24 protein-coding genes are annotated in these 25689 nt (G+C 42.5%); 19 read left to right on the top strand and 5 right to left on the bottom strand.

Annotation, left to right across the window (positions count from 1 at the left end):
• Positions 1-10: 10 nt before the first annotated feature.
• On the bottom strand, positions 11-448 hold the full coding sequence (locus H7R39_RS09700) for a Fur family transcriptional regulator (RefSeq protein WP_185899032.1): 438 nt from the start codon (positions 446-448) through the stop codon (positions 11-13).
• A gap of 159 nt (positions 449-607) precedes the next feature.
• On the opposite strand from H7R39_RS09700, the gene H7R39_RS09695 reads away from it, so the two are divergent.
• On the top strand, positions 608-817 hold the full coding sequence (locus tag H7R39_RS09695) for a hypothetical protein (protein WP_002945385.1): 210 nt from the start codon (positions 608-610) through the stop codon (positions 815-817).
• A gap of 26 nt (positions 818-843) precedes the next feature.
• Here the strand turns inward: H7R39_RS09695 and H7R39_RS09690 are convergent, their stop codons facing one another.
• On the bottom strand, positions 844-1533 hold the full coding sequence (locus H7R39_RS09690) for a lipid-binding SYLF domain-containing protein (protein WP_185899031.1): 690 nt from the start codon (positions 1531-1533) through the stop codon (positions 844-846).
• Positions 1534-1624: 91 nt separating this feature from the next.
• On the opposite strand from H7R39_RS09690, the gene pgp3 reads away from it, so the two are divergent.
• From pgp3 to H7R39_RS09665, 5 genes are all read left to right on the top strand, one after another.
• Positions 1625-2464, top strand: coding sequence for a peptidoglycan metallopeptidase Pgp3 (gene pgp3 / locus H7R39_RS09685; protein ID WP_185899030.1), 840 nt, complete (start codon positions 1625-1627; stop codon positions 2462-2464).
• 54 nt (positions 2465-2518) lie between these two features.
• Positions 2519-2965: a DUF1104 domain-containing protein gene (locus tag H7R39_RS09680; RefSeq protein WP_185899029.1), complete on the top strand. Its 447-nt coding sequence runs from the start codon at positions 2519-2521 to the stop codon at positions 2963-2965.
• Between the two features lie 290 nt (positions 2966-3255).
• A complete protein-coding gene (locus tag H7R39_RS09675) occupies positions 3256-3918 on the top strand; it encodes a response regulator transcription factor (RefSeq protein WP_185899028.1) in 663 nt (220 codons plus the stop codon).
• The gene (locus tag H7R39_RS09670) at positions 3911-4069 is read left to right on the top strand and encodes a hypothetical protein (protein WP_185899027.1); all 159 of its coding nucleotides are present in this window, start codon (positions 3911-3913) and stop codon (positions 4067-4069) included. Before H7R39_RS09675 ends, H7R39_RS09670 begins: the two co-directional genes overlap by 8 nt.
• Positions 4057-5229: a sensor histidine kinase gene (locus H7R39_RS09665; protein WP_185899026.1), complete on the top strand. Its 1173-nt coding sequence runs from the start codon at positions 4057-4059 to the stop codon at positions 5227-5229. Before H7R39_RS09670 ends, H7R39_RS09665 begins: the two co-directional genes overlap by 13 nt.
• A gap of 159 nt (positions 5230-5388) precedes the next feature.
• Here the strand turns inward: H7R39_RS09665 and H7R39_RS09660 are convergent, their stop codons facing one another.
• The gene (locus H7R39_RS09660; RefSeq protein ID WP_185899025.1) at positions 5389-7785 is read right to left on the bottom strand and encodes a hypothetical protein; all 2397 of its coding nucleotides are present in this window, start codon (positions 7783-7785) and stop codon (positions 5389-5391) included.
• Between the two features lie 145 nt (positions 7786-7930).
• Here H7R39_RS09660 and H7R39_RS09655 point away from each other — a divergent pair, with 145 nt between their 5' ends.
• The 5 genes from H7R39_RS09655 (at position 7931) to H7R39_RS11665 (ending at position 16456) form a co-directional block, all read left to right on the top strand.
• Entirely contained in the window at positions 7931-10675 is a 2745-nt protein-coding gene (locus H7R39_RS09655; protein WP_185899024.1) for a hypothetical protein, read from the top strand.
• 182 nt (positions 10676-10857) lie between these two features.
• Complete coding sequence (locus H7R39_RS09650) at positions 10858-14718, top strand: DUF4214 domain-containing protein (protein WP_185899023.1); 3861 nt, start codon at positions 10858-10860, stop codon at positions 14716-14718.
• Between the two features lie 677 nt (positions 14719-15395).
• Entirely contained in the window at positions 15396-16007 is a 612-nt protein-coding gene (locus H7R39_RS09645) for a trimeric intracellular cation channel family protein (protein ID WP_122873850.1), read from the top strand.
• Positions 16008-16049: 42 nt separating this feature from the next.
• Positions 16050-16358, top strand: coding sequence for a YwqG family protein (locus tag H7R39_RS09640; protein ID WP_185899022.1), 309 nt, complete (start codon positions 16050-16052; stop codon positions 16356-16358).
• A gap of 20 nt (positions 16359-16378) precedes the next feature.
• Positions 16379-16456: a hypothetical protein gene (locus H7R39_RS11665; RefSeq protein WP_185899424.1), complete on the top strand. Its 78-nt coding sequence runs from the start codon at positions 16379-16381 to the stop codon at positions 16454-16456.
• A gap of 190 nt (positions 16457-16646) precedes the next feature.
• On the opposite strand, the gene acpS is transcribed toward H7R39_RS11665, so the two are convergent.
• Entirely contained in the window at positions 16647-17000 is a 354-nt protein-coding gene (gene acpS, locus H7R39_RS09630) for a holo-ACP synthase (protein ID WP_185899021.1), read from the bottom strand.
• On the bottom strand, positions 16997-17521 hold the full coding sequence (gene fliL, locus H7R39_RS09625; RefSeq protein WP_185899020.1) for a flagellar basal body-associated protein FliL: 525 nt from the start codon (positions 17519-17521) through the stop codon (positions 16997-16999). Before fliL ends, acpS begins: the two co-directional genes overlap by 4 nt.
• Before the next feature lie 60 nt (positions 17522-17581).
• Between fliL and ybaK the strand changes: the two genes are divergently transcribed.
• From ybaK to H7R39_RS09585, 8 genes are all read left to right on the top strand, one after another.
• Positions 17582-18055 (top strand): Cys-tRNA(Pro) deacylase, encoded by a 474-nt coding sequence (gene ybaK / locus H7R39_RS09620; protein WP_185899019.1) that lies wholly within the window; start codon positions 17582-17584, stop codon positions 18053-18055.
• A 67-nt stretch (positions 18056-18122) separates the two neighbouring features.
• The gene (locus H7R39_RS09615; protein WP_185899018.1) at positions 18123-19523 is read left to right on the top strand and encodes a phosphomannomutase/phosphoglucomutase; all 1401 of its coding nucleotides are present in this window, start codon (positions 18123-18125) and stop codon (positions 19521-19523) included.
• Between the two features lie 2 nt (positions 19524-19525).
• Positions 19526-20869, top strand: coding sequence for a mannose-1-phosphate guanylyltransferase/mannose-6-phosphate isomerase (locus H7R39_RS09610; RefSeq protein ID WP_185899017.1), 1344 nt, complete (start codon positions 19526-19528; stop codon positions 20867-20869).
• 11 nt (positions 20870-20880) lie between these two features.
• The gene (locus H7R39_RS09605; protein ID WP_185899016.1) at positions 20881-22002 is read left to right on the top strand and encodes a glycosyltransferase family 4 protein; all 1122 of its coding nucleotides are present in this window, start codon (positions 20881-20883) and stop codon (positions 22000-22002) included.
• Positions 21999-22613 (top strand): sugar transferase, encoded by a 615-nt coding sequence (locus H7R39_RS09600; RefSeq protein WP_185899015.1) that lies wholly within the window; start codon positions 21999-22001, stop codon positions 22611-22613. Before H7R39_RS09605 ends, H7R39_RS09600 begins: the two co-directional genes overlap by 4 nt.
• 57 nt (positions 22614-22670) lie before the next feature.
• Positions 22671-23441, top strand: coding sequence for an ABC transporter permease (locus H7R39_RS09595; protein WP_185899014.1), 771 nt, complete (start codon positions 22671-22673; stop codon positions 23439-23441).
• Positions 23438-24640 carry an ABC transporter ATP-binding protein gene (locus tag H7R39_RS11565; RefSeq protein ID WP_185899013.1) on the top strand — a complete coding sequence of 401 codons (1203 nt, stop codon included), beginning with the start codon at positions 23438-23440 and terminating at the stop codon, positions 24638-24640. Before H7R39_RS09595 ends, H7R39_RS11565 begins: the two co-directional genes overlap by 4 nt.
• On the top strand, positions 24630-25688 hold the full coding sequence (locus tag H7R39_RS09585) for a class I SAM-dependent methyltransferase (RefSeq protein WP_185899012.1): 1059 nt from the start codon (positions 24630-24632) through the stop codon (positions 25686-25688). The genes H7R39_RS11565 and H7R39_RS09585 overlap by 11 nt, the downstream gene beginning before the upstream one ends.
• Position 25689 lies beyond the last annotated feature (1 nt).

Here is a 25689-nt window from a genome sequence, read left to right as displayed (position 1 = left end):
GCAAAATAGGCTATATGTTTTGGCACTTTGGACAAATTCCGTATAAAATCATCGCATGACCTTCGAGTTTAAAGCCTGAATTTTTACAAATTTGTTCTTGTTTTTCTTCTATATATTTATCAAAAAAACTCTCTGCCGCACCGCATTTTATGCAGATTAGATGGTCGTGATGCGACTTTAAATTTAGCTCGAATTTATTTATCCCGCTCTCTTCAAAGCTCAAAACGAGACCAAAGTCCTGCAAAAAATTTAAAAACTGATAGATCGCCGTGAGACTCACGTTTCGTCTAAATTCTCTTTTGATCTTGGTTTGTATCTCGCTTGCGCTAAGATGCTCGTCGCTGGAAAATAAAATTTTTAAAATTTGCTCTTTTGCGGCGGAATTTTTATATCCGTAATCCCGTAAAAGCTCTAAAAATTTCATATAAAATTTATCAAAAGTGTGCATTTTGCCGCCGTTTCAGCCGATTAAAATTACTTTTTATTATAGTAAAAAAAGCTGATAATGCGATAAATTTAAGACCAATTCTCAAAAAATGGAGATTTTGGCTAAGCGGTTATAAAGGTTATTTTGGCATAATTCCGCAAAAATTTTAAAAGGGAAGCCATGACGTACGACGAACTAGAGCTTGAGGCGGTTTTGCTAGAGGTTTTAGAAAACCGAGGCAATTTTGAATCGCTTGACGATGAAGAGCTTTTCGAACTTATCGAAGAGGTCGCAAAATATACCGACGGAGATTATGAAGAGGCGTTTGAGTATATGACTCAGTTTTCGCCGATTAATAAAAAAAGATTCGTCTCTCTTTATACGGTTTAGCCGCTAGGCCAAACCGTTTTTAAAACTTATTTTTCGCTTTCAAAATATTTATTTATTATTTCTTTTAGCTTTTTAGTGTATCTTGAGTCTTTCGGAGAGTTGTTGTAGATATCTTCGATCGCGTACATTCTTTCGTAGTAGTCGTTGGTGTCTTGCATATTTATAACTAAATTTGACGCGTTTAGACTAACGCCGAAAAATATTCCTCTCTCTTTCGATTTTGATACGCCAAATGCCGAAATCTCAGGTAAATCCGTCATCGCGGCAGCTTTTTCACCAACTCCCATTATGGCGGCATCAACGCTGATATCTAGGGTGCCTTTGCCGTTTACTAAACCGTCGTAAGATCTGCTTGATTTAAAAAGTATTATCAAATCGCTTGATTGGTAGCCTGCTTGCGCGCCTATGCCGCCGCCTCTAAAATCCACGAATATCGGGCTGCTCCACTCGTTGTCATCGTTTTTAGCTACGAAAATACCGCTTCCGTTGTGTCCGCTGATTATAAACCCGCTCTTAACGAGATCCGGGATGATTACTATGCCCTTGACGTCTTTTAGGTTGATTTTTCTATTTTTTTCGGCAAGTTTTTCGTTATCTTGTCCAAACGTATCTAGGATATTGAGTGCCGTTTTTACCCTTTGATTTTGCGTGAGCTCGGCAAAGGCAGCACTGGATAGCAACATGAGGCAAAGCGCCAGTTTGAAAAAATTTCGCATTTTGTTTCCTTTTTCGTAAAATTTACCCGCTATTATAGTATTTTTTTATTAAATTTAAAAATTATTCGTTAAATTTACGTAAAGGATGTAAATGAAAAAAATTATTTTAGCCGTTTTGATTTGTTTAAATTTGGGCGCAAAAGGGCAGGTTGGCGCGCCGAGCCAAACTCAGATGATCGTAAACGGCGACATCGAGATAGTACAGGTGGAGGCTAAATTTGCCGGAAATTTAAGCATTGACGGCAAGAAAAAGCGCTGGCTTAGCGTGCCCGGGGATGAAAATTTAAAATTTGCCATCGTCGCCGCTAGCTACCGTCAAAAGGGCGAAATAAAGCTAATAAACGGGCTTAAAGGCGGCGATGAAACGATAATTTTTAAGATCGTAGAGGGTCAATATAAAAAAGAAAAAATAACCGTCGAAGGCAGCAAAGTAACGCCGCCAAAAGATGTGCTAAAGCGTATCGAGGAGGAGCGCGAGGAGGCGAATAAAATCTACGCGACGGCTAATGCCGGGCTAAAATTTGACTCCAAATTTATCCTGCCGATGAGTTCTGCGATCACGAGCCCGTTCGGTACCGCGCGCGTATTTAACGGTACCTTAAAGAGCTATCACGGCGGCACGGACTTTAGAGCGGCGGTCGGCACGTCCGTAGTCACGGCAAACGACGGCGTAGTCGTCATAGCAAAAGATCGCTACTATGCGGGCGGATCCGTGGTGATAGATCACGGCGAGGGCATCTACACGCAGTACTATCATCTAAGCGTACTAAACGTCAAAGTCGGACAAAGCGTCAAAAAAGGCGACGTCATCGCGCTTAGCGGCGCTAGCGGACGAGTGAGCGGACCGCACCTGCACTTTGGCGTGATCGCGGGCGGCGTGCAGGTAAATCCGATAAATTTCGTCAAAAAAATCAACGAAATTTTAAATTAACATTTTTTTCACGACTTTTCTTTAAACTTCGCTCATCTTTTTGAAGGAGAGAAAATGAAAAAAGTAGTTTTGATTAGTATGTTAGTTGCGGGCGGGCTTTTTGCCGCTTCGCTTGAAAATAACACGAACGACGAGCTTTATAAAATGGTCGCAAACGCCGACGCTAAGACGCTTAGCGAGGTAGCGTTTGAGATAGATAAGCGCGCGGGTAAGCTAAAATTTGAAGCCAAAGAGGCCAAACGCGGGCTAAAAACCGAAATCAGAAAGAAGTTTGAGGGTATGAGTATCGCCGATAGAGAGCGGTTTATGCGCGAGTTTAGAAGCGGCTATAACGCCCAAGTGGGTGCGCTAAGCGTGGCGGAGGCAAAAAAGCTTGATATCGAGCTAAAAGACGGCGATGACGACGATGATTTTCACAAGAAATTTAAGCACGATTTTAAGGGCGGATTTATAAAAGATAAAGACGGCAAAGGCTCTCATACGCCGCGCAATAAAGAGTAAATTCGGCCTTTTTTAGGCTTTGCGGGGCGGATTTTCGTTTAATTTTGCGCGAAAATTTGCTCCGCTTTTTGCAAATTTAAGCATTTTAGCGACGACGTAAATTTATGAAATTTTACCCTGGAATTTAGATGAAATTTGATAAATTTACGCAGGATCTATTTGTAGCGAAATTTGAGCGCTCTTTGAAAATCTCGGATGCAAACGAGCCTTGCAAACAGGATAAATAAAACCCGAAAATCAAGCGGATAAAACGCCGTAAAACGACAAAAACAAACGAAAACGGAGCGAAAATGAGTAAAATTTTGATCGTCGAGGACGAAAATATGCTGCTTGAGATGATGTGTGCGTATTTGCAGGCTCAGAGCTACGATACTGCGGGCGCGAAAAGCTACGACGATGCGTTAAATATAGCCTACGAGAGCAACTTTGATCTTTGGATATTTGACGTCAAGATCATCGGCGGCAGCGGCTTTGCGCTACTTGAGGAGCTGCGAAACGCGGGCAAAAACACGCCTTGTATATTTACGACCTCGCTAAATACGCTTGATGACGTGCAAACCGGCTTTACTAGCGGCTGCGACGACTATATCAAAAAGCCGTTTGAGCTAAAAGAACTGCATCTGCGCGTACAAAATTTGCTAAAACGCACCTTCGTGCACAACAAAAACGAGTTGGTAAATCTGGGCGAAAATTTGGGCTTTGATATGAATCAGGGCTTGCTTTTTCGTGACGGCAAGGTTGTCTCGATGCCTAAAAAGCAGTCTAGGTTGCTGGCGCTTTTACTTAAAAATCAGGATAAATTTTTAAGTAGAGAGGAGATTTATTCTCAAATTTGGGACTACGACGAGAGTCCTAGCGAGCTTAGCCTGCGCGTTTATATCGCGGAGCTGCGTAAAATTTTAGGCAAAGAGCGAATCGTTAGCGCATCAAAGCTAGGCTATAAATATGTTTAAGCTTTTTAGTGCGGCCAAGATACAAAGAGTAGAGTACTGGCCTAAAATTTCATCCAAATTTACGCAAGATTTTTGCCGTTTTAGGCTTCAAATTTTACGTCCGCAAGATAGCCGCAAATTTAATCCAAAAGGCGGCAAATGTCCTTTCTAAAATTAGTTAAAAAAGCCTTCGCCCCGCTCTGGGACCGTCAAATTTTACCTATTTTTTTGCTTTATTTTATCACGAGCGCCGCATTTTTGGTTTTTTTTGCGCAGATGTTTTATGAGCGCGAGAAGCATTTTATCCTAGACCGCGACGTATTTATCGTGCGAGATTTGCAGCACCACCTGCAAAATAAACTGCAAAAAAACGGCGAGATAGACGACGATGATTTCGACGACGTCGAGGCTTTTGCCGTAAATTTAAAAACGGGCGAGGAGATCGAGGACGACTTTGAGCCGCGCGAAGGCATGCCGCAAAGGTACAAGGACGGAACGAGCTCGGTAGTGCAGTTTTATCTCAAAAATCGTCTCGGCGAGGAGGAGTACTACGTCGCGGTCAAGGTCGCGGATCCTGAGTTTGCGATCTTTACGCTAAAACTCAAGATAATATTTTTCTCGTTTATGATACTGCTTGCTATTTTAGTCATAGCTTATTTTATCATCCGGCTTTCGTTGCGTCCGCTTTACCGTCGTATCGACTTTTTAAACGGCTTTATCAGGGATACGACGCATGAGATAAACACGCCCCTTAGCGTCATTTTGATGAGTATAGAGATGTTTGAAACCGATCCCAAAAAATACCTAAATAACATAAAAACCGCTTCTAAAACGATCTCGACGCTTTATGAGGATCTCACGCTGGTAAAACTTAGCGGCAAAGAGGACGTAGCGGCGACGAGCTTTAGCCTTAGCGAGCTGGTGCGCGAGCGGATCGGGTACTTTGGGCTAAATTTAGAGCAAAAAAATATAAACCTAAGCACGCAAATCGCCGAAGTGCAGCTACGCTCGTCCTATAAAAAAACGCGAAAAATCATCGATAATCTGCTCAGCAACGCCATAAAATACTGCGACGAAAACGGCTCGGTAAGCGTAAATTTAACTCCCGCAGCGCTTGCGATATCAAACAGCGGCGCGGGCATCGCGAAGGAAAATTTGCCGCGGATTTTTGATCTTTATACGCGGTTTGACGAGCGAAACGGCGGCTTTGGTATCGGGCTTCATATCGTTAAAACTTTTTGCAAGGAGCTCGGGTTTAAAATTTCGTGCAAAAGCGGCGGGGGGCTAACTGAGTTTCGCGTCGGTTTTGGCGGTAGCGCGGTTAAAATTTAAGAAAGCCGGGTTGTAAAATTAAGGCGCTTTGGTTTATACGGCAAGTTTGGGTCAAATTTTAAACCGTCAAATTTGACCCAAATCGCTAAACTTAAATTTGACGCGCAAGCGGGCTAAATTTAGAAAGTATGCAAAACCGAGAAAGCTAAATTTGGCGTATCAAGGCAAAATATCGACGTTTATTTCGTTTTTTACCTCTACGGTTACGCTTTGGGTCGTGCCGTTGTATTCGGTGTAGTCTGCGCCTACGTTTCCTTGGGTAAAGTTTTTAAGATGTAGCGTATCTCCGCTCTCGCCGTCTATCTTTAGCCTGTTGTCGCTATCCGTCATATCAAGCACGTCCTCGGCGGTTATCGTAGTTTCAACGTCGTTTTCCGCGCCGCCTAACTCGAGTTTTTCAAAGTCTTTAACTCTGCTAAAGTCTATGGTTTCGGAGATGTTTAGCGTATCCTCGCCGCTGCCGCCTTTTATGGCGGAGGTTGAGATGTTCGCTCCTTTTTCTATCACGACCTTGTCGTTGTCCTCGTCGCCTCTTATTTCGGAATAATTATCAAAATTTGCTCCGGCTTTTATGCTGATAGTATCATCGCCTCTGCCTCCAAATATCACGGAGTGCGAGACGTTTGCTCCGACGTTTAGGTTTATGGTGTCGTTGCCTTCGCCTCCGGCTATGCGTGAGGTGTTTTGGATCTGCGCGCCGCTGTTGATATGTATTTCGTCGTCTCCTTCGGCGGCGTTTATCTGGGCTTTATCAAGGATCGCTCCGCCGTTTACGTTTATAGCGTCGTTGCCCGTACCGGTGTGTATGTAGGTGCCTTGTTTAAACTCGGCTCCGCTGTTTAGCGTTACGACGTCTTCGCCTTTGCCCGTGCCTATGCCGGCAGTATTTCCCGATGTCGCAGCGTTTTCAAAGGCGCTATTAGAGATAGTCACTTTGTCGTTATCATCCTCCATAAATAGCTCGGAGTTTATAAATTTAACTCCGTCTAGCTCGATCTTTTCCTCGCCTGCGCCTGTATTTACGGCGACGTTGGTGAGCGTTACGCCGGATTTTATATTGATGTTATCGTTGCCTGCGTATGTTGATATGATGGAGTCGTTTCTGTTGTTTGTAGAGCCGGTCACGTCGGATTCTATATTTATCGTATCGGCGTCTTTTCCCGTCGTTACTCTAACGTCTTTAAAGGTGGAATTTTGCCCCAATGTTACCTTGTTTTCTCCGTTGCCCGCGATGATATCTACTTTTTCTAGTGTGGAATTTTCAACCGTTATGATATCGTCGCCTTCATCGGTATCTATCGTGGCTTTTGAGCCGTCTTGACCTTTGATGGCGGAGTTTTTTATAGTCACCGTATCATCGCCCACGCCGGTATGTACTTCTGAGTTTTCTATAACTCCTCTTGTGTTTACGACATCACTGCCTGCACCAGTATTTGCGACGAAATGATTTACGTGGCCGCTAAGATTTAGCGTATCATCGCCCGTGCCAGTATTTATGTGCTTGCCGTCGGTTTGCGCATTTCCTTGTATGGTTAGGTAGTCGTCGTGGTCTATTATTTTGCCCGTTGCGCTAGAGTTTATTATCTCGGCGTTGTTCGTGGTGACGGTCAGGGTTAAATTTCTAGAGTAGTCTTTGTAGGTTATGCCGTAGTCTTCGTATTTGACGCCGTCGCTATCCAGCTTTGATTGGCCCTCTACGCCTTGGTTTTGGTTGTCGCTTTGCGTCGTAGGGGTGCTGGATAAATTTACTCCGTCGTGCCCGTCGTTATCTATGATTTTTACTCTTATTTGGACGTTGTTTATATTGTTGGCATCGGCGATGGCTACTTGATTTCCGCTAGTCCACGTGAGGCCGCCGTCAGTCGAATACTGCATAGAACCCGCCTCGTAATCTACACCCGCCGTCCCGCCGCTTAGGCTAAAATTTAGCGTAGTTGCCCTAGCTTTTAGGGCGCTTCCTACGGATAAAGCAAAGGTTAGATAATTGCCCGATCCCTCTATAACATCGCTTAGGGCACTTACGTTTAGGGCTTTTGGAACTGGCGTCGGAGTCGGAACTGGCGTCGGAGTCGGAACTGGCGTCGGAGTCGGAACTGGCGTCGGAGTCGGAACTGGCGTCGGAGTCGGAACTGGCGTCGGTTGCTGAGAATCAACATTCTCAGCAATGCCGCTTGCTGCGGCGCTAGCGAATGCTTTGATGCTTTCAGAAGTTTGACTTGACGCTAAGTTGCCGTATGTTGCAATTACGCTTGATATATGGCCACCTTCGGTAAATGTAACTTTGCTCAGGCTCACGCCATCCGAGCTAACCGAGCCGCCGCTACCGCCAGACACTGTTTCTTGTGCGTCTTGAGGCTGGATTTCGTCTAGCGATGCTTGCCGTGAGGCAATGATATCGGCCGCCATAGTCTCGTCTTCAATGTTTTCTTTTGCTGTTGCGCCTTGATCTGATAGCAAAGTATCTTCGTCTGTTATGACTACGTCTTTATCGCTATTTTGCGGTATGACGATGGCGTCTTTTACGACGCTTTTTGCGATACTTGCTTTGACCGACACGACTATCCTTTGCTTTAAATTTTGCGGTATTATATTATTTTTCCTATTTTTTGTATATTGTACTTGAGTGCAGGTTTAAAAAGACCCCATTGAGGATAAATAAAAATGGTATAATAAGTAAAATTTCAAATTTAAAGAGTGAGACATGGCAATCTCTAGTAGCGATATAAGCGCTTTGTATATTACTTTATTTAATAGGGCTCCAGAGGGTGCGGGGCATGAGTTTTGGTTAAAATCGGCCGATAAACAAGGTTTAAATTTGAGCCAAGTTGCCGCACAGATGCTTGATACGGACGCATCGAAAGAGTATTTTGCAGGCAAAGAGACGAATTTTGATTTTATAAATCATATTTACGCAAATTTATTCGGCAAAACCAACATTCAGGATCCAGATGGAGTAAAATTTTGGACGGATAGCATAGAAAAAGGCGCATCTAAAGCATTTATCGTATCGGAAATACTAAATGCCGCCACGAACAATGTCTATACTAAGGCCGAAGATATAAAAGCCCAAAAGCTATTTTTAAACAAAGTAAATGCCGCCGAAATCACCTATAGATCGATAAAAGACGTCCTAAGTAAAGGCACGATAAATGAAAAAATAGCTGGCTTTAGCGCGATACTAAAAAATATAAAAGAGGCTTGCCCTCCGGTACATATCGCTCAAGTCGTAAAACAAGAGGCTCTGAAGGCAAATTTACAAATTTTAAGCGATGATGAGGTCGCTAAAATCACAAAAGAAGTATTTGCGTCGGTAAGCATCGATGAGGCTAAAAAGGCTCTAAAAGAAACTACCGCCACTAGCGATATATGCCCGCCTAAGCCTAGTCCTGGAGGCGACGTCAAGCCTAGCGAGGAGTATATCAAGCTTAATCAAGTCGGCGATACGTCCGTTTATAAAAGCGACGACGGTAAGTATGTCGTGGATCTCGGTATGGACGAGGTAGCGTCCGGCAAGGCGCTAGCAGTCGGTAAAAATAGTAATAAAACATACGAGATAAGCGAAGGCTCAAATACCTCGCCGGTTTTAAAATTTAACGACAAACCGCTTTTGAAGCAGGATACTCAAGGTGGAACTATTTATAAAAACGGCGCCATCACGGTTAAATTTATATCCAAGGATGGCAAGGTGGTTTTTGCGTACGATGGCGAAAGCAGCGGCTTTGTGCTTAAAGAGGACGTAAACGACGGATATGAGACGATGTCGCAGGCAAAAATCCAAAACGGCGAATTTAAGGTAAATGCCGACGTAAAAGCTACGTATAAAACCGAGATCGTAAAAATTTCGTCGCAAAGCTATCAAATTTCTAAGATAAAAGCCTTTGACGGAGCGAGCGATTATAAATTTGGCGCAAACAAGCTTGCTGTAGACCGCGATCTGAAAATATCGCAAAAAGATATGACTTCTTTAAAAATCCCCCTAGTAAACGGCAAAATTTATAGCGGCGAGATAGACGGATTTACTGTTACGGCCAAGGCAAACGGCGAGCTTGAAAGTATAGAAAAAGATGGAGCGTTATATGCTTTTGATACTCAAGAGAAGGTGAAATTTGTTAAATTTGCCGACTATACGTTTGTCTTAAAAACTCCGCTTTATCTTAGTGACATTATCGCAAAAACGGCCGACGCTACGGGAAATTTGCTAGCAAAAGCGTCGTCTGAAATTTTAAACGAAAGCGGAGATAAATTTATATTAGACGCCGCAGGAAGCGGAAACGTAGAAAAGGCTCAAGTAAACGGAGGCGCCGAGCTAACTCCGGTGGCTGCTACGCCTTTTGGATTTGCGACGATAAACGATATGGAGATAGCAAAGGCGAAATTTAATGATGAGAATTTGGAGTTTACTCTCACGGCTATGCCGGCGCCAAAATATAGCGATGCAAAAACCTATCAAATCGCCCAGGGTAAAGAGATGGGTGGAGTAATGTTAAAGTCGGAAACGGGCTACGTAAACAGCAAAGTTGAAAAGGGCGGGCATAAATTTGAGGTTTTCGGTGGTGGAGAGAATAAATACAATATAGTAGAAAAAGACGAGAATAACAATGATTTATCGGCAGAGCAGTTTAATGACGGGCTGTATAAATTTGTCGAATATAACGGCACTGCGGTGAGCAGTATAAGGCTCGTCGGCAGCGAAAACGACGATACGGCCGTAGTGCGTGCTGGACATATCATCGGCATAGGTAGCGCCAACGAAGTAGGCATAAATAGCCTAAACGGCGGGATAATAAGCTTTGAAAGTATAGAAAAATTCGAATTTAACGTAGATCCAGCCGATTTTGTATATCTTGATAAATTTAACTCCATAAATAAAGACGGCACAAAAGAGATCAAGCTAAATGCGGATCTAACTATAAAAAGTGAAAACGGCGGCGCGATAGACCTTACCAAGGTTGAGTTTGGCGACAATAAGCTCAGCGTAAATTTGAAGGTCGGCGGCACGCAAGATACTATCAAATTTGGCGGTAAAATAGGAAATCTGGCAATAAGCGGCTTTGAGACGCAAGACAAAGTAGACTTTAGCGCATTAGGAGCTACTGATAAAAACGTCGCTCCGGTCACATTGGGCGCTGGAGCAACCGTCGAAAACGGCAAAATTTATACTACTGACGCTGGCGATGCGATAAGTGGCAAAAACTATGCGGGAGCACAGTTTGACGAGCTGTTTGCTGCTTCGGGCACAGCGTTTAAAACAGCCGTAACAGCAGCTGGAAAATCCATAATAGCTGTCAAGGGAAGTGATGTTACCAAGATATACCAAGTGGATAACGCAGAAGGTGCGGGAGTCGATACGATAGATGGTAGCGAATTGCATTTGGTGGGTGTTTTAGATAATGGAGCTGCTAGCGGGGATAAAGGCGTGATGCTAAGCGATGCCAATATTGCTTAAAACCGCAATATGCAAGTTTGGCATAAATTTATAATACACAATAAAACATGTATTTTTACGGTTAACTTATATTCAATATCAACAAAACAAAAGCTTAAAGATACAATTTGTTTTGTTTTTGTAAAAAGTTAAAAAATCTGCTATAATGCGCGCGTATTTCAAATTTCAAATAAGGAGACAGAATGTCAGTTACAAGCAATAACATCAGTGCTTTATATATCACTATGTTTAACAGAGTTCCGGAAGGGGCAGGACATAAATTTTGGCTAGACCTTGCCAATAAACAAGGCTTAAATGTAAGCCAAGTGGCAGAACAGATGCTAAATTCAGCCCCTGCCAAAGAATACTTTGCAGGTAAAGATGCCGATGTGGACTTTGTAAATCATATCTATTCAAATTTATTTGGTAAAACAATCGCCCAAGATCCGGAAGGCTCTAAATTTTGGATAGATCATCTTAAAGATGGCAAGTCAAAAGCTTTTATCGTATCTCAGATGTTAGATGCTTCTACGAATAATAAATACACTAAACCTGAAGAGCTTAAAGCTCAAAATTTATTCCTAAATAAAGTAAAAGCAGCTGAGATAGCTTATAAAGCTATCGAAAACGTTCCAAGCAACGGAACTATAATTGAAAAGATAGCCGGCTTTGCTGCAGTACTAAAAAATATAAAAGATACTAGCACGCCTACTCAGATAGCTCAAGTTATTAAACAAGAAGCTATGAAAGCAAATTTAACCGTACTAAGCAACAAAGAACTAGCTCAGATCACAAAATCTGTATTCCCATCTGTCGATGCTAATGCGGCTGAAAAAGCTCTTGATGCAACGACTGCTACTACTGATATTTACGCAAATACTCCAACCCCAACTCCAACACCTACGCCAACTCCTGGTGGCGGCGGAAGCTCAGGCGGTGGCTCAGGTAGCGGTTCTACTCCTCTTACTCCGGAGCAGCAAGAGCAAAAAGCAAGAGAAGAGGCTGTAAAACAAGCCCAGAAAAATCTCGAGACTGCAAAGGAAGAAGCAAAACAAGCGCAAACAGATAAGCTTGTGGCAAATTACGTTAAAGATGCGGTTAAAGACAGCGTTGATAGCCATGGCGGAATAAAACAAGACGCTTTAAATTATATCCAAAGCAAGATAGACGATCCATCTACTACAGAGGCGCAAAAAGAAGCTTTAGAGAAAGCAAAAGAGATAGTAAAAACTTTTGCCAAAATATTGGACGAAAAAAAGCTTGTTGAAGTAACGGGTGAAGCTAAAGTAGCTGACGAGATAAAAAAAGTAGCCGATGAGCAAGAAAAACTAGCTGAGGCTAAAAAAGTGTACGCAGAAGCTAGAATACCTGAACAAGAACTTGATAAAGATCTTCAAAAAGCGATTGATGAGAAATCAAAAGCTGACGATAACGCTGTAGCGGCTAAAGCTATTAAGGACGCTTTTGAGGGTGCTTTTGCAGCAGGAACCAATGATAGCTTGAAAAAAATAGAATCTGCTATTACTAGCGATCCAAAATATACCGATGGCCAAAAAAAGGCGATATCCGAACAAATCGCTAAACTAATGGCAAAACAAGGCATAGGCAAACTAGATGATGATTTTGATAGTGCCAAATATGACGCTCTAAAAACCGATGCTGGTCGTGAGCTAACTACCGCCAATGGCAACAAAAATGCTAAAGATGGTCTGTATAATACCGCTTTAGGTTCTCAAAAGGCAAATAAAGCAGGTATAGCTAAAGCTAATAAGGATGTAGCTCAAAAAGATCTTGACGCAGCAAAAGCGATAGTCGATCTAAGGGATGCTGAGGTCAAGGCCGCACAGAACAATAAAAACCAGGATCCTGATAATGCCGAACTTCAAGAGACTCTAAATAAAGCCACGGCCGCAAAAGCTGACGCAGAAGCCAAAGTAATAGAAGCTACCCAAAAACTCAATGAGGCGAATGCTGGTAATGTAGCCGCAGTAGCGGATAAACTCAACTCTGTGGTTTTAACGAAAGATGGCTCGGTATACAAGAGCGCAGACGGTAAATATACTGTCGATATTACCGATGCTACATTAGCCGAAGGTAGTACTTTGGTAGTTAGCAAAACTGACAATAAACTATATGAGATAGACGCTCAGACTACCGCCCTGCCTAGCACCTCCGATGCTAAATTTAACGATAAAATCATCGTAAAGACAGGAGAAGATGGCTTTGTAGCTAAAAACGGAACAAAAGAGTTTAGTTTTGTATCCAAAGATGGCAAGGTACTGTTTGCACATAAAGACGGCACCAATGCATTTGCGCTAAAAGCCGACGTAAACGATAGTTACAACAATATCAAAGATGCCGTAGTTGATGGTAGTGGCTTTAAGCTAAATTCTGCCGCGCCTGCTTCCGATGCTTATAAGGCAACGATAGTTAAAGTCGCAGGCTCTGAGGATTATAAAATCACCAAAATCGATGTTGGAGGAGCCAATGAATATGAATTTGAACAAGGTCCTATTATTAAGGATATAGAGAAAAATATTTCTGTTCACAATCTAGATCAGATAAAAGTTCCTGTAGTAAACGACAAGCTGCTCCTTGGTAAGCAAGGTGATTTCTGGGTTATAAATAAAGGTGGAGATAAAGTCTCAATAGTGCAAATACTTCCTGGCGATAATTATATGTTTTCTCTTGATGACAACGAAAGAGTTATTTCGGTTAGAAAAGATGGCAATCATTATACTTTAAAAGATTCTGCGAGCTTTAGTGACGCTTGGAGTAAAGCCAATGAGTCTGATTCAAAGCTGGCGCTAGCAAAGATATCCAAAACGATTAACACTGATGGTGGGCGTCTGTTGCTAAAAGCAGATGGCAGCGGTACGGTAGAAAAGATACAGGTAGATGCTCATAATGAGCTAACGTTAGACAGTAATACTGTATTATTTAACAACGCTTTTGATATCTCAAATGTTGCAATATCTAAAGCAAAAATCGGCGATGTAGAATTTAATTTCACAAACGCCACCAAGCCTGCATACGATGCGGTTATTCACTACAAAGTCATTGAAGGCAAAAATCTCCTAAAAGGAGCAGCTGGATATGTAGAGACCGAAGCTGTAGTGGGCAATAATAAATATGTCGTTAGCGATGTCGCAGCAGATAAATATACCCTTACAAACAAGACTGCAGACAATGCTCAGACTATATCTGTAGAAAAACTCGAAGGCGGTATAACTAAAACTGTTGATGCAAACGGCGTAAAATTAGCAGGAACTAAAGATGCAATAGATACTATAACAGTCGAGGATGATCAAACAACTACTGCCAATGTAGGTGCCTCAAACAAGATTGGAGTAGAAACACTCAATACTGGAAAGGTTTCTTTTGATAGTATAGAAAAAGTTGAGATAAAAACAACTAGTGATACTATGAGCCATAAAGGGTTTACTGCTTTATATAATGCCGTAAAGAATGGTAGCGACGATACTATGAAGCTTATTAACGACCTTACTCTAAAGAGTACCGATGGCGGTGATATAGAGCTACACAAGCTGGACTATAACACCAAAAAGCTTACCATCAATCTTAAAAATGCTGATGATAGTGCTGCAAACGGTAAAGCAGACACTATTGGGCTTGGCAACAAAGTGGGTACCTTGGAGATAAATGGCTTCGATGCTACTCAAGATAAGCTATACTTTAAAGGTTGGGGTGGTACTGACAGTAGCACAACCCCGGTTGCGGAGGATGCGGAGCAATCCATAGAAAACGGTAAAATTTATACTACAACCGTTAATGGTAATATAGCTGATAAATTTTATGGCAAAGTCGGAAGCAATCCTGTTCATTTTGGCGAGCTATTTGCGGCTTCTGGAAAAACATTTAAAACTAATGTTGTTGCTGATACCAAGTCTGTAGTTGCTGTTAAAGGAAATGATGTGACCAAGCTTTTATCTGTATACGATGAAAACTCATCTGGTACAATAGAGGATACTGAGGTGCATTTGATAGGCACTTTGGTTGGTGGTGTTAATTTAACTGACGCCAATATAGCTGCTGGTCATTAAGCATTTTAGCCCGTCGTCTTTTGATGGCGGGCTTTTTAAATATCCTAAAATCTTAACTTCAAATCTAAAATACTTTTGAAATAAATTTTGCTGTAAATTTGTCCATGACAAACTTATTTAACCGGTTATTTTTTGCTTGCTAATCTAGTCATATATAAAAATTAACGACAAATTCATACTCTTATCTTTGTTGATTTTTTATAACAGCGGTTTTGTTCATTTGGGGGTTGAGCAAATTTGTCTGACACAAAAGCTTTAAAATCATAAAGTGTGGCAAATTTAGGGTGATTTTTGAGTATAGTCAAATTTGCCGTGAAATTTGATAAAAGTTTCTATTTTTGCAAGCTAAATTTAACTAATCTAGCCAGATATTTTTTGAAGCATTTGGTTTAAGCGGTGAAATTTACGCTCCAAATTTGTGTCGCGTTATGCTATTTTCTTAGTCTAGCCAAAAGCCCTAAATTTGTCCATAATCTACCTATAAAATAAAATTTGAGCTAAGGCTTAAAGCCCTTTAGTCTGCAAGCTGAAATTTAAACAGCAAATGGCCTGCACTAAGCTAAATTTTATCTAGCAACCAAGTTTACAAAACTGCTTAATGTGCTAAATCCCATTTAAATTCAACTACTTTTTTATTTTAAAAATGTAAAATCTCGTTTAAAAACTTAAGGCTAAAAATGACTGCGCTCCTCGTCGCCGAATACATCGGCATAGCCTCCGCAGCCACGAGCGGTTTTATCTTCGCGGTTAAGCGCGACTGCGACTGGCTGGGTATCTTTATCGCCGCACTTCTGACCGCGCTTGGAGGCGGTTTTATGCGCGACGCTATCGTCTCGCGCCCGCCGTATTCGTTTACGCACTATGCTCCGTGCATCATCGTTATGGCGATGCTCTTTCTCTCGGCGTTTTTGCGCCTGCACAAACGAAGCGATATCGAGAAAAAATTCCTTTTCGTCACCACCGACGCCGTGGATCTGGTGAGCTTTTCTATCGTCGGAGCGATCGTGGCGCTGCAGTTTGGTTACAACGTCTTTGGCGTCGTGCTACTCGCGCTTTGTAACGGCGTGGGTGGCGGCATGATACGCGACGTGCTGTTTAACGAGATCCCTTGGTGTCTTAAAACCGGGCTTTACGCGACGGTTAGCATCGTCGTGGGGCTGATTTATTTTGCTATGGATTATGCGGGATTTACGAGCGTGTTTTGGGTGATGGGGCTTTTTGCGTTTGGCGTCGTGTTTAGGCTTGCGGCGTATTATCTTGGTTGGCATTTGCCGACTTTGCAGAAGTGAAATTTATCTAACTTTTTACCGCGATGCGTTAAATTTGAAAATTTGCAAAATTTACGCGCAAGATATGAAAAATACGGACTCGGACGTATATTTGAGGAGATAAAAAACTATGCTAAAAATGCGGTGAAAATTTCGGCAAAAGAAAGCGCCGATCGGCAAATAGGGCTAGGCGCGTCGAAATTTGGTGAACCATTCAGCGAGCCGTGGCTCGTGAACGAACAAACCGGCGAGCCGCTTCGGTTTATAGCGCAGATAAATTTTAGCGAAGTTTTGTGGGTTGAAAAACTAGGCAAAACATCGGCGAGCGGGTTCTACTGCTACAGATTGGCAGCAATGATGAAAACGAGATGATGTAGTGCGATTACGGTAAAATTTATCTGTGGATCAGAAAAAGCGATCTACGCGAGAAGAAGTTTTATAAAAGCTGGTTGGTGCTGCAGTGCGATTAAAATTGCGGCTACGGTTGGGTTTGCGGGCTTAAATTTGAGCAATGTAAAAAATCGGCGCGGATAAAAACAGTATCAAATTTAGCTTGCGTTTGTCGAGTAAAACAGGGTTTGTAGCGGTTGTTAAATTTGGCTAAATCATGATTTTATTTAGCGGTAAATTTCAGCCCATATCCGAGCTAAATTTAAAAGTCTAATCCGCGCTTTGCAGTATCGCCGCGGCGATAGCAAAGCCGCCGTCGTGACTTATGGTGATTTGCGCGTCTTTTATATTAAAATTTTTTATGATTTTTTCTGAGAGTTTTACTTTTGGAGCGTTTTTGTCGTCTTTGTAAATTTGTGCGTCAAAGAAAGAAAACTCAGCCGAGATCCCGCAGCCAAGAGCTTTACTGATAGCTTCCTTAGCTGCGAAAAATCCCGCTATCGTAGCGTCCGTTTTTGCGATATTTATCTCGTCGTCGCTCAAAAAATATCTCAAAAAATCCTCGCCCCGCCGCTCTTTAAGCCTTGAGATTCGCGAGATCGCTACGATATCTATGCCGATCATTGCACCACAAAGTCGGTAAAGTAGATGTTTTTTATGTGACCGTCGGCCAAAACTTCGTTTAGGCGGTCGACTATCTCGTCTTTGAGGCGGTTTTTGCCTTTTTGAGTGCTTACCTCTTCATACGTTTTAGACGAGAGGGTAGATACGATGATGTCTCTGATTAGCGGCTTTTTCTTGTCTATTTCAGGCGTTAGCGTCTCGGCGCTAAGCTCTAGATCGACCTTTGTTTTTAGGTATCTTGAACCGCTTTCGCTAAGTAAATTTACGATAAACTGATCGAGCGGATAAACGGGCCCCATATTTATGTAGTCGTTTGAGCGCTTGCCTGCCGTGTTTTTTGGTGTCGCTGATTGGACTTGCTCGGTTTGCGCTTGTGCCGTTTGCCCCTGCGTAGCGTCGTCGTTACCACTCATTAATAAAAACGCAAGCAACCCTCCGACCACCAAAAGTAGTATCAAAATAACGATGATTATGATTAAAACTAAGCTGTTGCTTTTTTTAGCTTGTGTCTCTTCAGCCATCTATTCTCCTTAAAATTTTAGCTATAATTATATCTTAAATTTTTGAAAAATGGGAAGGCAATGGTACATAAAACAAATGTCGCGAGGTTTCTAGACGGCAAACATATCCCCTACGAGCTAGTCGAATACGAAGTGGACGAAAGCGATCTAAGCGCCGTTCACGTGGCCGCCGTTTGCGGCGAGCAAATAGAAAAAATCTACAAAACCATCGTCTGCGAATGCGAACCGAAAGGCTACGTCGTAGCGTGCATACAGGGCGATTTGAGCTTAAATTTAAAAGCTCTTGCAAGGCTAAGCGGGCATAAAAAATGCGAACTTTTAAACTTAAGAGAGCTTGAAAAAGTGACGGGCTACATCCGCGGCGGCTGCTCGCCCATAGCGATGAAAAAGGCGTTTGAAACGTTTTTTGACGAGAGGATTTTAAAACAAGACTACGTCTACGTAAGCGCCGGCGTGCGCGGAAAACAGATAAAAATCGCGCCGCAAAGCTTAATAGAAGCCACCAACGCAAAGCTCGGCGACGTCGCCGTTTAGTAAAATTTAACCCAAAAATGCTAAAATACGCCGTCTTAAAATAAAATAAATTTAAAAAGGTAAAATTTTGATAGATGAAATTTTTAGAGAATACGATATACGCGGCGTTTATGAGCGCGATCTAAACGAAACGAGCGTCAAGGCGATCGGGTTAAATTTGGGCCGAGAAATGCTACGCCGAGGCGCAAAAAACGTTAGCGTAGGATATGATGCTAGACTAAGCGCGGGTGAGATTTTCGGCTGGCTGGTTAGCGGGTTAAATTTAGCCGGGATCAAGGTCTATGGTATCGGCTTACTGCCGACGCCGGTCGGGTATTTTAGCGTGTTTTCGGATAAATTTGACGCAAACGTAATGATAACCGGCTCTCATAATCCAAAAGAGTACAACGGCTTTAAAATCACGATTTTTAAGGACAGTTACTTCGGCGAGGATTTGCAAAAGCTAAAAGTCGCCGTGCTAGACGACATCGCGGCAAAAACGCAAATTCCAGACGATTTGAGAGCCGAAAAATTCGACATCGCGACGCCTTATAAAAATTTTCTTATAGAGCAGTTTGCGCATTTAAAGGCTCTGCCGCTCAAAATCGTCATCGACTGCGCAAACGGCGCGGTCGGAGCGGTTCTACCTGAAATTTGCGAGGCGTTAAATTTGGATGCTCAAATTTTATACCCCGAGCCCGACGGAAACTTCCCAAATCATCACCCCGATCCTAGCGAGGAGAAAAATTTAAGCGACCTAAAGGCCGCGCTCAAGGGCGAATTTGACATAGGGTTTGGTTTTGACGGCGACGGCGACCGCATCGCGGTTCTAACCAAAAAACGCAACATAAAAGGCGACGAGCTAGCATATCTATATAGCCTTGCGATGAAAAATCCGCGAGTGCTGGGCGAGGTCAAATGCTCGCAAAATATGTACGACGAGATCGACGCGCACGGCGGCAAAAGCTTCATGGGCAAGACCGGTCACAGCAATATCAAAAAGGCGATGAAAGAGCTAAATATCGACATGGCGGCCGAGGTGAGCGGGCATATTTTCTTTAAAGAGCGGTATTTCGGCTTTGACGACGCGACGTACGCGATGTTTCGCGCGCTAGAGCTTGTGGCAAAAGGCTTCAACCTAGACGGCGAGCTGGATAAACTACCGAAGGTTTTTAGCACCGACGAGATCAAGGTAAAAACGACCGACGCGCAAAAATTTAAGCTGGTTGCAAATCTAAAAGAGGTCTTGGTAGAAATTTACGAGAAGGGCGACGCGCAAAATTTGCTAGCAGGCCTAGGTAAGATAGCTGAAATCATCGATATAGACGGTGTTAGAGTGAGATTTGACGACGGTAGCTGGGCGCTAGTGCGAGCCTCAAATACGACGCCGGTTATCGTTACGAGATTTGAGACCAAGGATGAAAATTTACTGGCGCGGCTTCAAGAAACATTTTTAAATTTGGTCGAAAATTTAAAGCAAAAGGCGTAAAAATGACAAACGTTATACTTTGCGGCGGTTCGGGCACGAGACTTTGGCCGTTGTCGCGAACGCTAATGCCAAAGCAATTTATCAGACTTTTTAACGGCAAATCGCTCTTTGACCTTACGCTTAGACGCAACGTACACGCACAAAAAACGATCATCGTTTGCAACGAGGCGCACTATTTTTTGGCGCTTGACGAATGCGGAAGTAAAAAAATAGATAAATTTATTCTTGAGCCTTTCGGTAAAAATACTGCCGCGGCGATCACCTTTGCGGCGCTTTGCTGCGATGAGGACGAAATTTTACTCGTTACTCCGAGCGATCATTTGATCGAGGAGGAGGCTGAATACAAAAAGGCTCTTTTGATCGCAAAAAGTTACGCAAGTCAAGGATTTTTGGTGACGTTTGGCATAAAACCTAGCGAGCCAAATACCGGTTACGGCTACATCAAGGCTGATAAAAACGGCGATGTGGAGCGATTTATCGAAAAGCCTAACCTCGAAACCGCTACTAAATTTATTAAAGAGGGCGGATATTATTTTAATAGCGGCATGTTTTGCTTTAAGGCGGGCGTGTTTTTAAGCGAGATGAAAAAATATGCGCCAAGTATCGTAAAGGATGTTGCGGCGGCGATAGAGGGCTCGGTAAACGAGCCTTGCCTGCTAAAAATAAGTCCGAATTTTATGGATAAGATCGAGGATATCAGTATCGACTATGCCTTAATGCAAAAAAGCCTAAACATCAAAATGGTGCCTCTTGATGCTGGCTGGAGCGATATGGGCAGCTTTGACGAGCTGAGTAAAAAGATAAAAAACGAGGGCGAATCGCTACAAATCGGCGCAAGCGAAAATTTCATCCTAACTAAAAAACCGACCGCGCTCGTGGATGTGCAAAATTTGCTCGTAGTCGATACCAAAGACGCGCTTTTGATCGCTAAAAAAGGTAGCTCGCAAAAGGTAAAAGAGGTTTATAAGCACTTTTCAAATTCGTTGCCTGAAATTTGCGAAACGCACACGAGCGTGTACCGTCCGTGGGGTAGTTACGAGGTGCTAGGCGAGGGCAGCGGCTACAAAATGAAAAAGATAGTGGTTAAACCCGGCAAAAGACTAAGCTTGCAAAAGCACTTTAAGCGAAACGAGCACTGGGTCGTCGTAGAGGGCGAGGCGTTAGTAACCATAGATAATAGTGAGATGCAGATAAAACGAAACGAGTCTATATATATAAAAAAAGGACAGACTCACCGTCTGGAAAACACTACGAACTCGGATCTCATCGTCATAGAAGTGCAAACGGGCGAGTATCTGGGCGAGGACGATATCGTGCGCATCAGCGACGACTATGATAGAAAGTAGCGGCGACGCGGATGAAAAAAGCTCTGGTTTGCGACTGGCTAGAAACCTATGCCGGAGCCGAGCGTTGCGTGCAGAGCTTTACGGATATTTGGGATGATTTTGAGGTTTTTAGCCTCGTTGATTACCTTAAATTCGACGATAGGCAAAAGATTTTAAAAGGTAAATTTGCTCGCACCGGTTTTATTCAAAATTTACCGTTTGCAAAGAGCAAATTTAGAATCTATTTGCCGTTTTTTCCGCTGGCGATAGAACAGTTTGACTTGAGCGAATTCGATGTCGTGCTATCCAGCTCGCATGCCGTGGCAAAGGGCGCTTTGACGCATTCAAATCAGCTTCATATAAGTTATATCCACACTCCGATGCGCTATGCTTGGGATATGTATTTTGATTATTTGCGCCAAAACGAGCTAGAATGCGGGCTAAAATCGATGCTGGCTAGGTATATTTTACATAAAATCCGTCTGTGGGATATCGCCGCGGCAAATAGAGCCAACGTTTACGTCGCAAACTCAAATTTTATCGCGCGCCGTATACGTAAAATTTACGGCAAAGACGCCGCCGTGATCTATCCGCCCGTAGATACCGCAAATTTTAAATTAAACGAAAATAAAGAGGATTTTTACGTCACGGTTTCAAGGATAGTGCCATATAAAAAGATCGACTTAATCGTGCGCGCCTTTAACGAAAACGGTAAAAAGCTAGTCGTTGTAGGGGGCGGCGAGCAGATGAACGAGATCAAAAATATCGCCAAAAGTAATATTGAAATTTTAGGCTTCAGGGATGCGCGCGAGACTGCTGAGCTGATGAGCAGTGCAAAAGCCTTTGTTTTTGCGGCGATAGAGGACTTCGGTATAGCTCCAGTAGAGGCTCAGGCCTGCGGGACGCCCGTGGTCTGTCTGGGTAGAGGCGGAGCGAAAGAGAGCGTGATAGACGGCGTTACGGGTGTTTATTTTAGCGAGCAAAGCGAAGCTAGCCTAAACGAAGCGCTGATAAAATTTGAAAAAAATAGTGACAAATTTGATCCGCAAGCGATCAGACAAAACGCGCTAAAATTTTCAAAAGAACGATTTGAACGCGAGATAAAGCGGCTCGTAGAGGATAGCTACGAGAGATTTTTAGAGGGCGAGCTATGAGGTTGCGCTCTAAAATTTTGCTAAAAGCCGTAGTTGATTATGCTATTGTTATCGCTAGTGCGCCGATTTGGCTTGCGGTCGTCGCCGTCATAGCCGCAGTCGTAAAGATAAACGAGCCGGGCGAGAGCATATTTTTCAAGCAAAAGCGAATAGGGCGCTTTGGCAAGCCGTTTAGCTGCTATAAATTTAGATCTATGCATAAAAATTGGCGTAAAATTTTAGACGATTATCTCGAGCAAAATCCTGCAGAGGTCGAGCATTTTGCAAAATTTCACAAATACGAATTTGATCCGCGCATAACAAAAGTCGGCGGATTTATCAGACGCACTTCTCTTGACGAGTTGCCGCAGCTTTTTAACGTTCTTAGGCTTGAAATGAGCCTGGTTGGACCGCGTCCGTATATGTTTTACGAAAAAAAACAAATCGGCAAAAATTTAGGCAAGATAACAAGGGTCAGGCCGGGGCTTACGGGGCTTTGGCAGGTGAGCGGCAGGAATGAAATTTCATTTGACGAGCGGGTTCAAATCGACTGCAAATATGTAGATAGTTTATCGGTTTGGGGCGACATAAGCATACTTTTTAGGACAATCAGTATCGTTTTAAAGGGATAGTTTGTATAAAATTTAATCAAATTTGGGTAGAATATAAATAAAAATTTAGGCTAATTATTGATAAAAAATAAAATAATAAACATTTATCAACTTGTAAAATTCGATTTAAAAAGCAGATACGCAAAAACCGGACTCGGCCAAATTTGGTATATCGTTTCGCCTATCGTGATGCTTTTTATATACACCGTTATATTTTCTGATTTTATGAGTGCGAGGCTTGGTATCAGCGATCAGGCTTACTCTTACAGCATATACTTGATACCGGGGCTTTTTGCGTTTTCGGCTTTTAGTAGTGCGTTGGCTATAATGATAGAAACGCCCTTTGCAAAAGCCGGCATCCTAAAAAAAGTTAGCACCCCGCTTTATGCGTTTGAGCTTAGTCCGCTCATCATACAGTACATAATATTTGCATTTTCTATGTTTATCGGCATTCTGTTTTTAGCCGCTGTCAAGGGACTTAGCTTAAATTTGCTATTTCTCATTCCGCTTATGGCGCTTCAGTTTATTTTTACATTTGGGTTTGGGCTTTTATTTTCCGTGTTTTCGGTATTTTTTAGAGATATCAAAGAGGTCGTTCCGATAGTTTTGCAGCTACTTTTTTGGGCTACTCCGATAGTCTATCCGGCCGAGATTATAGAAAAAAAAGCGCCTATTTTGCTTGATATAAATCCGCTTTATTATTTTATAAAACCGTATCAAAATATATTTTTATTTGACGAGTTTAAAATTTCAGATTTTATCGCTCCGTTTTTTGCGGCATCGGTTGCTTTTTTGCTGGGATTTTACTTTTATAAAAAACTCATAAGCGCCGTTAAGGACGTATTGTGAGCGTAGTTTTAAGTGTAAAAAATATAAGCAAGGAATTTAAAGTTTACGAACGCGAGAGCGACCGCTTAAAAGAGATATTTTTCGGTAAAAAATGTCACAAAAGTTTCTTTGCGAACCGCGATATTAGTTTTGATCTAAGAAGCGGCGAGAGTCTGGGCATCATCGGGCTTAACGGCGCAGGCAAATCTACTCTTTTAAAGATAATCAGCGGCGTTTTGGCGCCAAGCTCGGGCACTGTCGAGAAAGCGGGAAAAATCGCCGCGATTTTGGAGCTTGGAGCGGGATTTAACTACGATCTAAATGGTATAGAAAATATCTATTTTAACGGCTATTTGCTCGGTATGGATAGAGCCTATATCGATGCGAATTTACAAAATATCATTGAATTTAGTGAGTTAAAGGATTTTATAAATTTGCCCATAAGTACCTACTCTTCAGGTATGGTCGTGCGTCTTGCTTTTTCCATCGCTATTTTTTCGGACGCGTCTATATTTATCATCGACGAGGCGCTGTCCGTGGGCGACGCGCACTTTTCGCAAAAATGCGTCAAAAAGCTAAAGGAGATCAAGCAACTGGGAAAAAGCGTGATATTCGTCTCGCACGATCTAAACGCGCTTAAACTGCTTTGCGACCGTATAATACTTTTAAAATCAGGCAGGATGGTCCAGGATGGCAATCCTTCCGACGTGCTCGATACTTATAACTATTTGATCTCCGAGATATCAAAAGAGGACGAAGAGATCAGGATTTCTGAAAATAACTATGGCACGAAAGAGGTTGAAATTTTACAAATTTCGATGCAAAAAGACGGCTTGCAAACTACAACCGTAAGCTGCGGCGACGAGGTAAAATTTAGCGTCAAGCTTCTGTCTGATTTAGATAGTGATAACGCATCGATCGGGATTTTGATAAAAGATAAATTCGGACAAGACGTCTACGGCACGAATACCGGTTTGCTAGGCGCGAAATACGCGTTTAAAAAAGGCGAAATTTACGATGTGGATTTTAAAATGCGTCTAAATATCGGCGTGGGATTATACACCTTGACCGTCGCCGTTCATCCTGACGAAACGCACATAAACGAGTGCTATCACTGGATAGATAACGCTTTAAATTTCGAGGTTATAAGCGGGGAGCAAAAGGAATTTGTCGGGCTTTGTAGGCTTGAACCGATAGTGGAGATAAAAAATGAACGATGATTTTTACGTGGCGTTTGAGGAAAAATTTAGGGGTAGTGAAGAGCTCATAAAAGAGAGGCAGAAAAAATATCTAAAATTTATTAATCCTCTAAAAATTTTAAAAGACGAAGTAAAAGCCCTGGATATCGGCTGCGGACGCGGCGAATGGATAAGCTTGCTAAACGAAAACGGTTTTAACGCGCGCGGTATCGACGTGAATGAAAGTATGGTCAAAGTAGCCTCGCAAAAGGGGCTAAACGCGGCGGTAAACGACGCTTTAGGCGAACTAAAAAGCTTAGATGAAAGCAGTCTTGATATCATAACCGCTTTTCAAGTCGTGGAGCATATCAAATTTGACGACGTGCTAGAGCTAATCAAAGAAGCAAAAAGGGTTTTGGCTCCATGCGGTATCTTGATCCTCGAGACGCCAAATCCCGAAAATATAATGGTCGGCACGCAGTGGTTTTATCTTGATGCCACGCATAAAAATCCTATTCCTTGCGAGCTTTTGTCGTTTGCTACGCATTATTACGGGCTGGAGCGAAATTTTATCTTTAAAACCAATGAAAAATCGCCGTCCGAATACGAGCGCGATATGGGGATTTTTGACGTATTTGAGGGTGTGAGCCCCGACTACTCCGTAATAGTGCAAAAAAATGGAGATCAAAGCGAGCTATTTGACGAAGCTTTTGCGGTAACGCCGGGAGTAAATTTGGCTCAAATTTCGGCAAGTTATAACAATAAGTACAACGAATTGGCAAACAAACACGCTGAATTATTAAATAAACATAACGAACTAAAACAGCAAGTAGACGGTATTTTGAGTAGCTATATCCAGCGCTATGAGGCAGCTCAAAACGAGCTAAACGATATGCTAAACAGTAAATCGTGGCGCATAACAAAACCGCTTCGAGTTTCTATGAAAATAGCTAAAAAAATAGTCGGCAGGCTAAAAAGATACGCCCGTAAATCAAAAATTTTAATGAGTAAAGAGATGATAATAAACGAACAAGCAAAGACGCTCACGAAAAAAGAGCTGCAAATTTATAATCTTTTAAAAAAGGACTGAG

Origin of the sequence: Campylobacter massiliensis, assembly GCF_014253065.1 — a bacterium.
GTDB classification, from domain to species: Bacteria; Campylobacterota; Campylobacteria; order Campylobacterales; family Campylobacteraceae; genus Campylobacter_A; species Campylobacter_A massiliensis.
The sequence above is the reverse complement of the archived record's forward strand: the minus strand, read 5'-3'. Positions and strand labels throughout refer to the sequence as shown.

Coding starts and splice junctions, on each gene's coding strand:
- fliL (WP_185899020.1), bottom strand. CDS start 17,521: ATGGCTGAAGAGACACAAGCTAAAAAAAGCAACAGCTTAGTTTTAATC.
- H7R39_RS09600 (WP_185899015.1), top strand. CDS start 21,999: ATGAGGTTGCGCTCTAAAATTTTGCTAAAAGCCGTAGTTGATTATGCT.
- H7R39_RS09645 (WP_122873850.1), top strand. CDS start 15,396: ATGACTGCGCTCCTCGTCGCCGAATACATCGGCATAGCCTCCGCAGCC.
- H7R39_RS09665 (WP_185899026.1), top strand. CDS start 4,057: ATGTCCTTTCTAAAATTAGTTAAAAAAGCCTTCGCCCCGCTCTGGGAC.
- H7R39_RS09670 (WP_185899027.1), top strand. CDS start 3,911: ATGTTTAAGCTTTTTAGTGCGGCCAAGATACAAAGAGTAGAGTACTGG.
- H7R39_RS09655 (WP_185899024.1), top strand. CDS start 7,931: ATGGCAATCTCTAGTAGCGATATAAGCGCTTTGTATATTACTTTATTT.
- H7R39_RS09605 (WP_185899016.1), top strand. CDS start 20,881: ATGAAAAAAGCTCTGGTTTGCGACTGGCTAGAAACCTATGCCGGAGCC.
- H7R39_RS09695 (WP_002945385.1), top strand. CDS start 608: ATGACGTACGACGAACTAGAGCTTGAGGCGGTTTTGCTAGAGGTTTTA.
- ybaK (WP_185899019.1), top strand. CDS start 17,582: ATGGTACATAAAACAAATGTCGCGAGGTTTCTAGACGGCAAACATATC.
- acpS (WP_185899021.1), bottom strand. CDS start 17,000: ATGATCGGCATAGATATCGTAGCGATCTCGCGAATCTCAAGGCTTAAA.
- H7R39_RS09690 (WP_185899031.1), bottom strand. CDS start 1,533: ATGCGAAATTTTTTCAAACTGGCGCTTTGCCTCATGTTGCTATCCAGT.
- pgp3 (WP_185899030.1), top strand. CDS start 1,625: ATGAAAAAAATTATTTTAGCCGTTTTGATTTGTTTAAATTTGGGCGCA.
- H7R39_RS09680 (WP_185899029.1), top strand. CDS start 2,519: ATGAAAAAAGTAGTTTTGATTAGTATGTTAGTTGCGGGCGGGCTTTTT.
- H7R39_RS09610 (WP_185899017.1), top strand. CDS start 19,526: ATGACAAACGTTATACTTTGCGGCGGTTCGGGCACGAGACTTTGGCCG.
- H7R39_RS09650 (WP_185899023.1), top strand. CDS start 10,858: ATGTCAGTTACAAGCAATAACATCAGTGCTTTATATATCACTATGTTT.
- H7R39_RS09675 (WP_185899028.1), top strand. CDS start 3,256: ATGAGTAAAATTTTGATCGTCGAGGACGAAAATATGCTGCTTGAGATG.
- H7R39_RS09585 (WP_185899012.1), top strand. CDS start 24,630: ATGAACGATGATTTTTACGTGGCGTTTGAGGAAAAATTTAGGGGTAGT.
- H7R39_RS09700 (WP_185899032.1), bottom strand. CDS start 448: ATGCACACTTTTGATAAATTTTATATGAAATTTTTAGAGCTTTTACGG.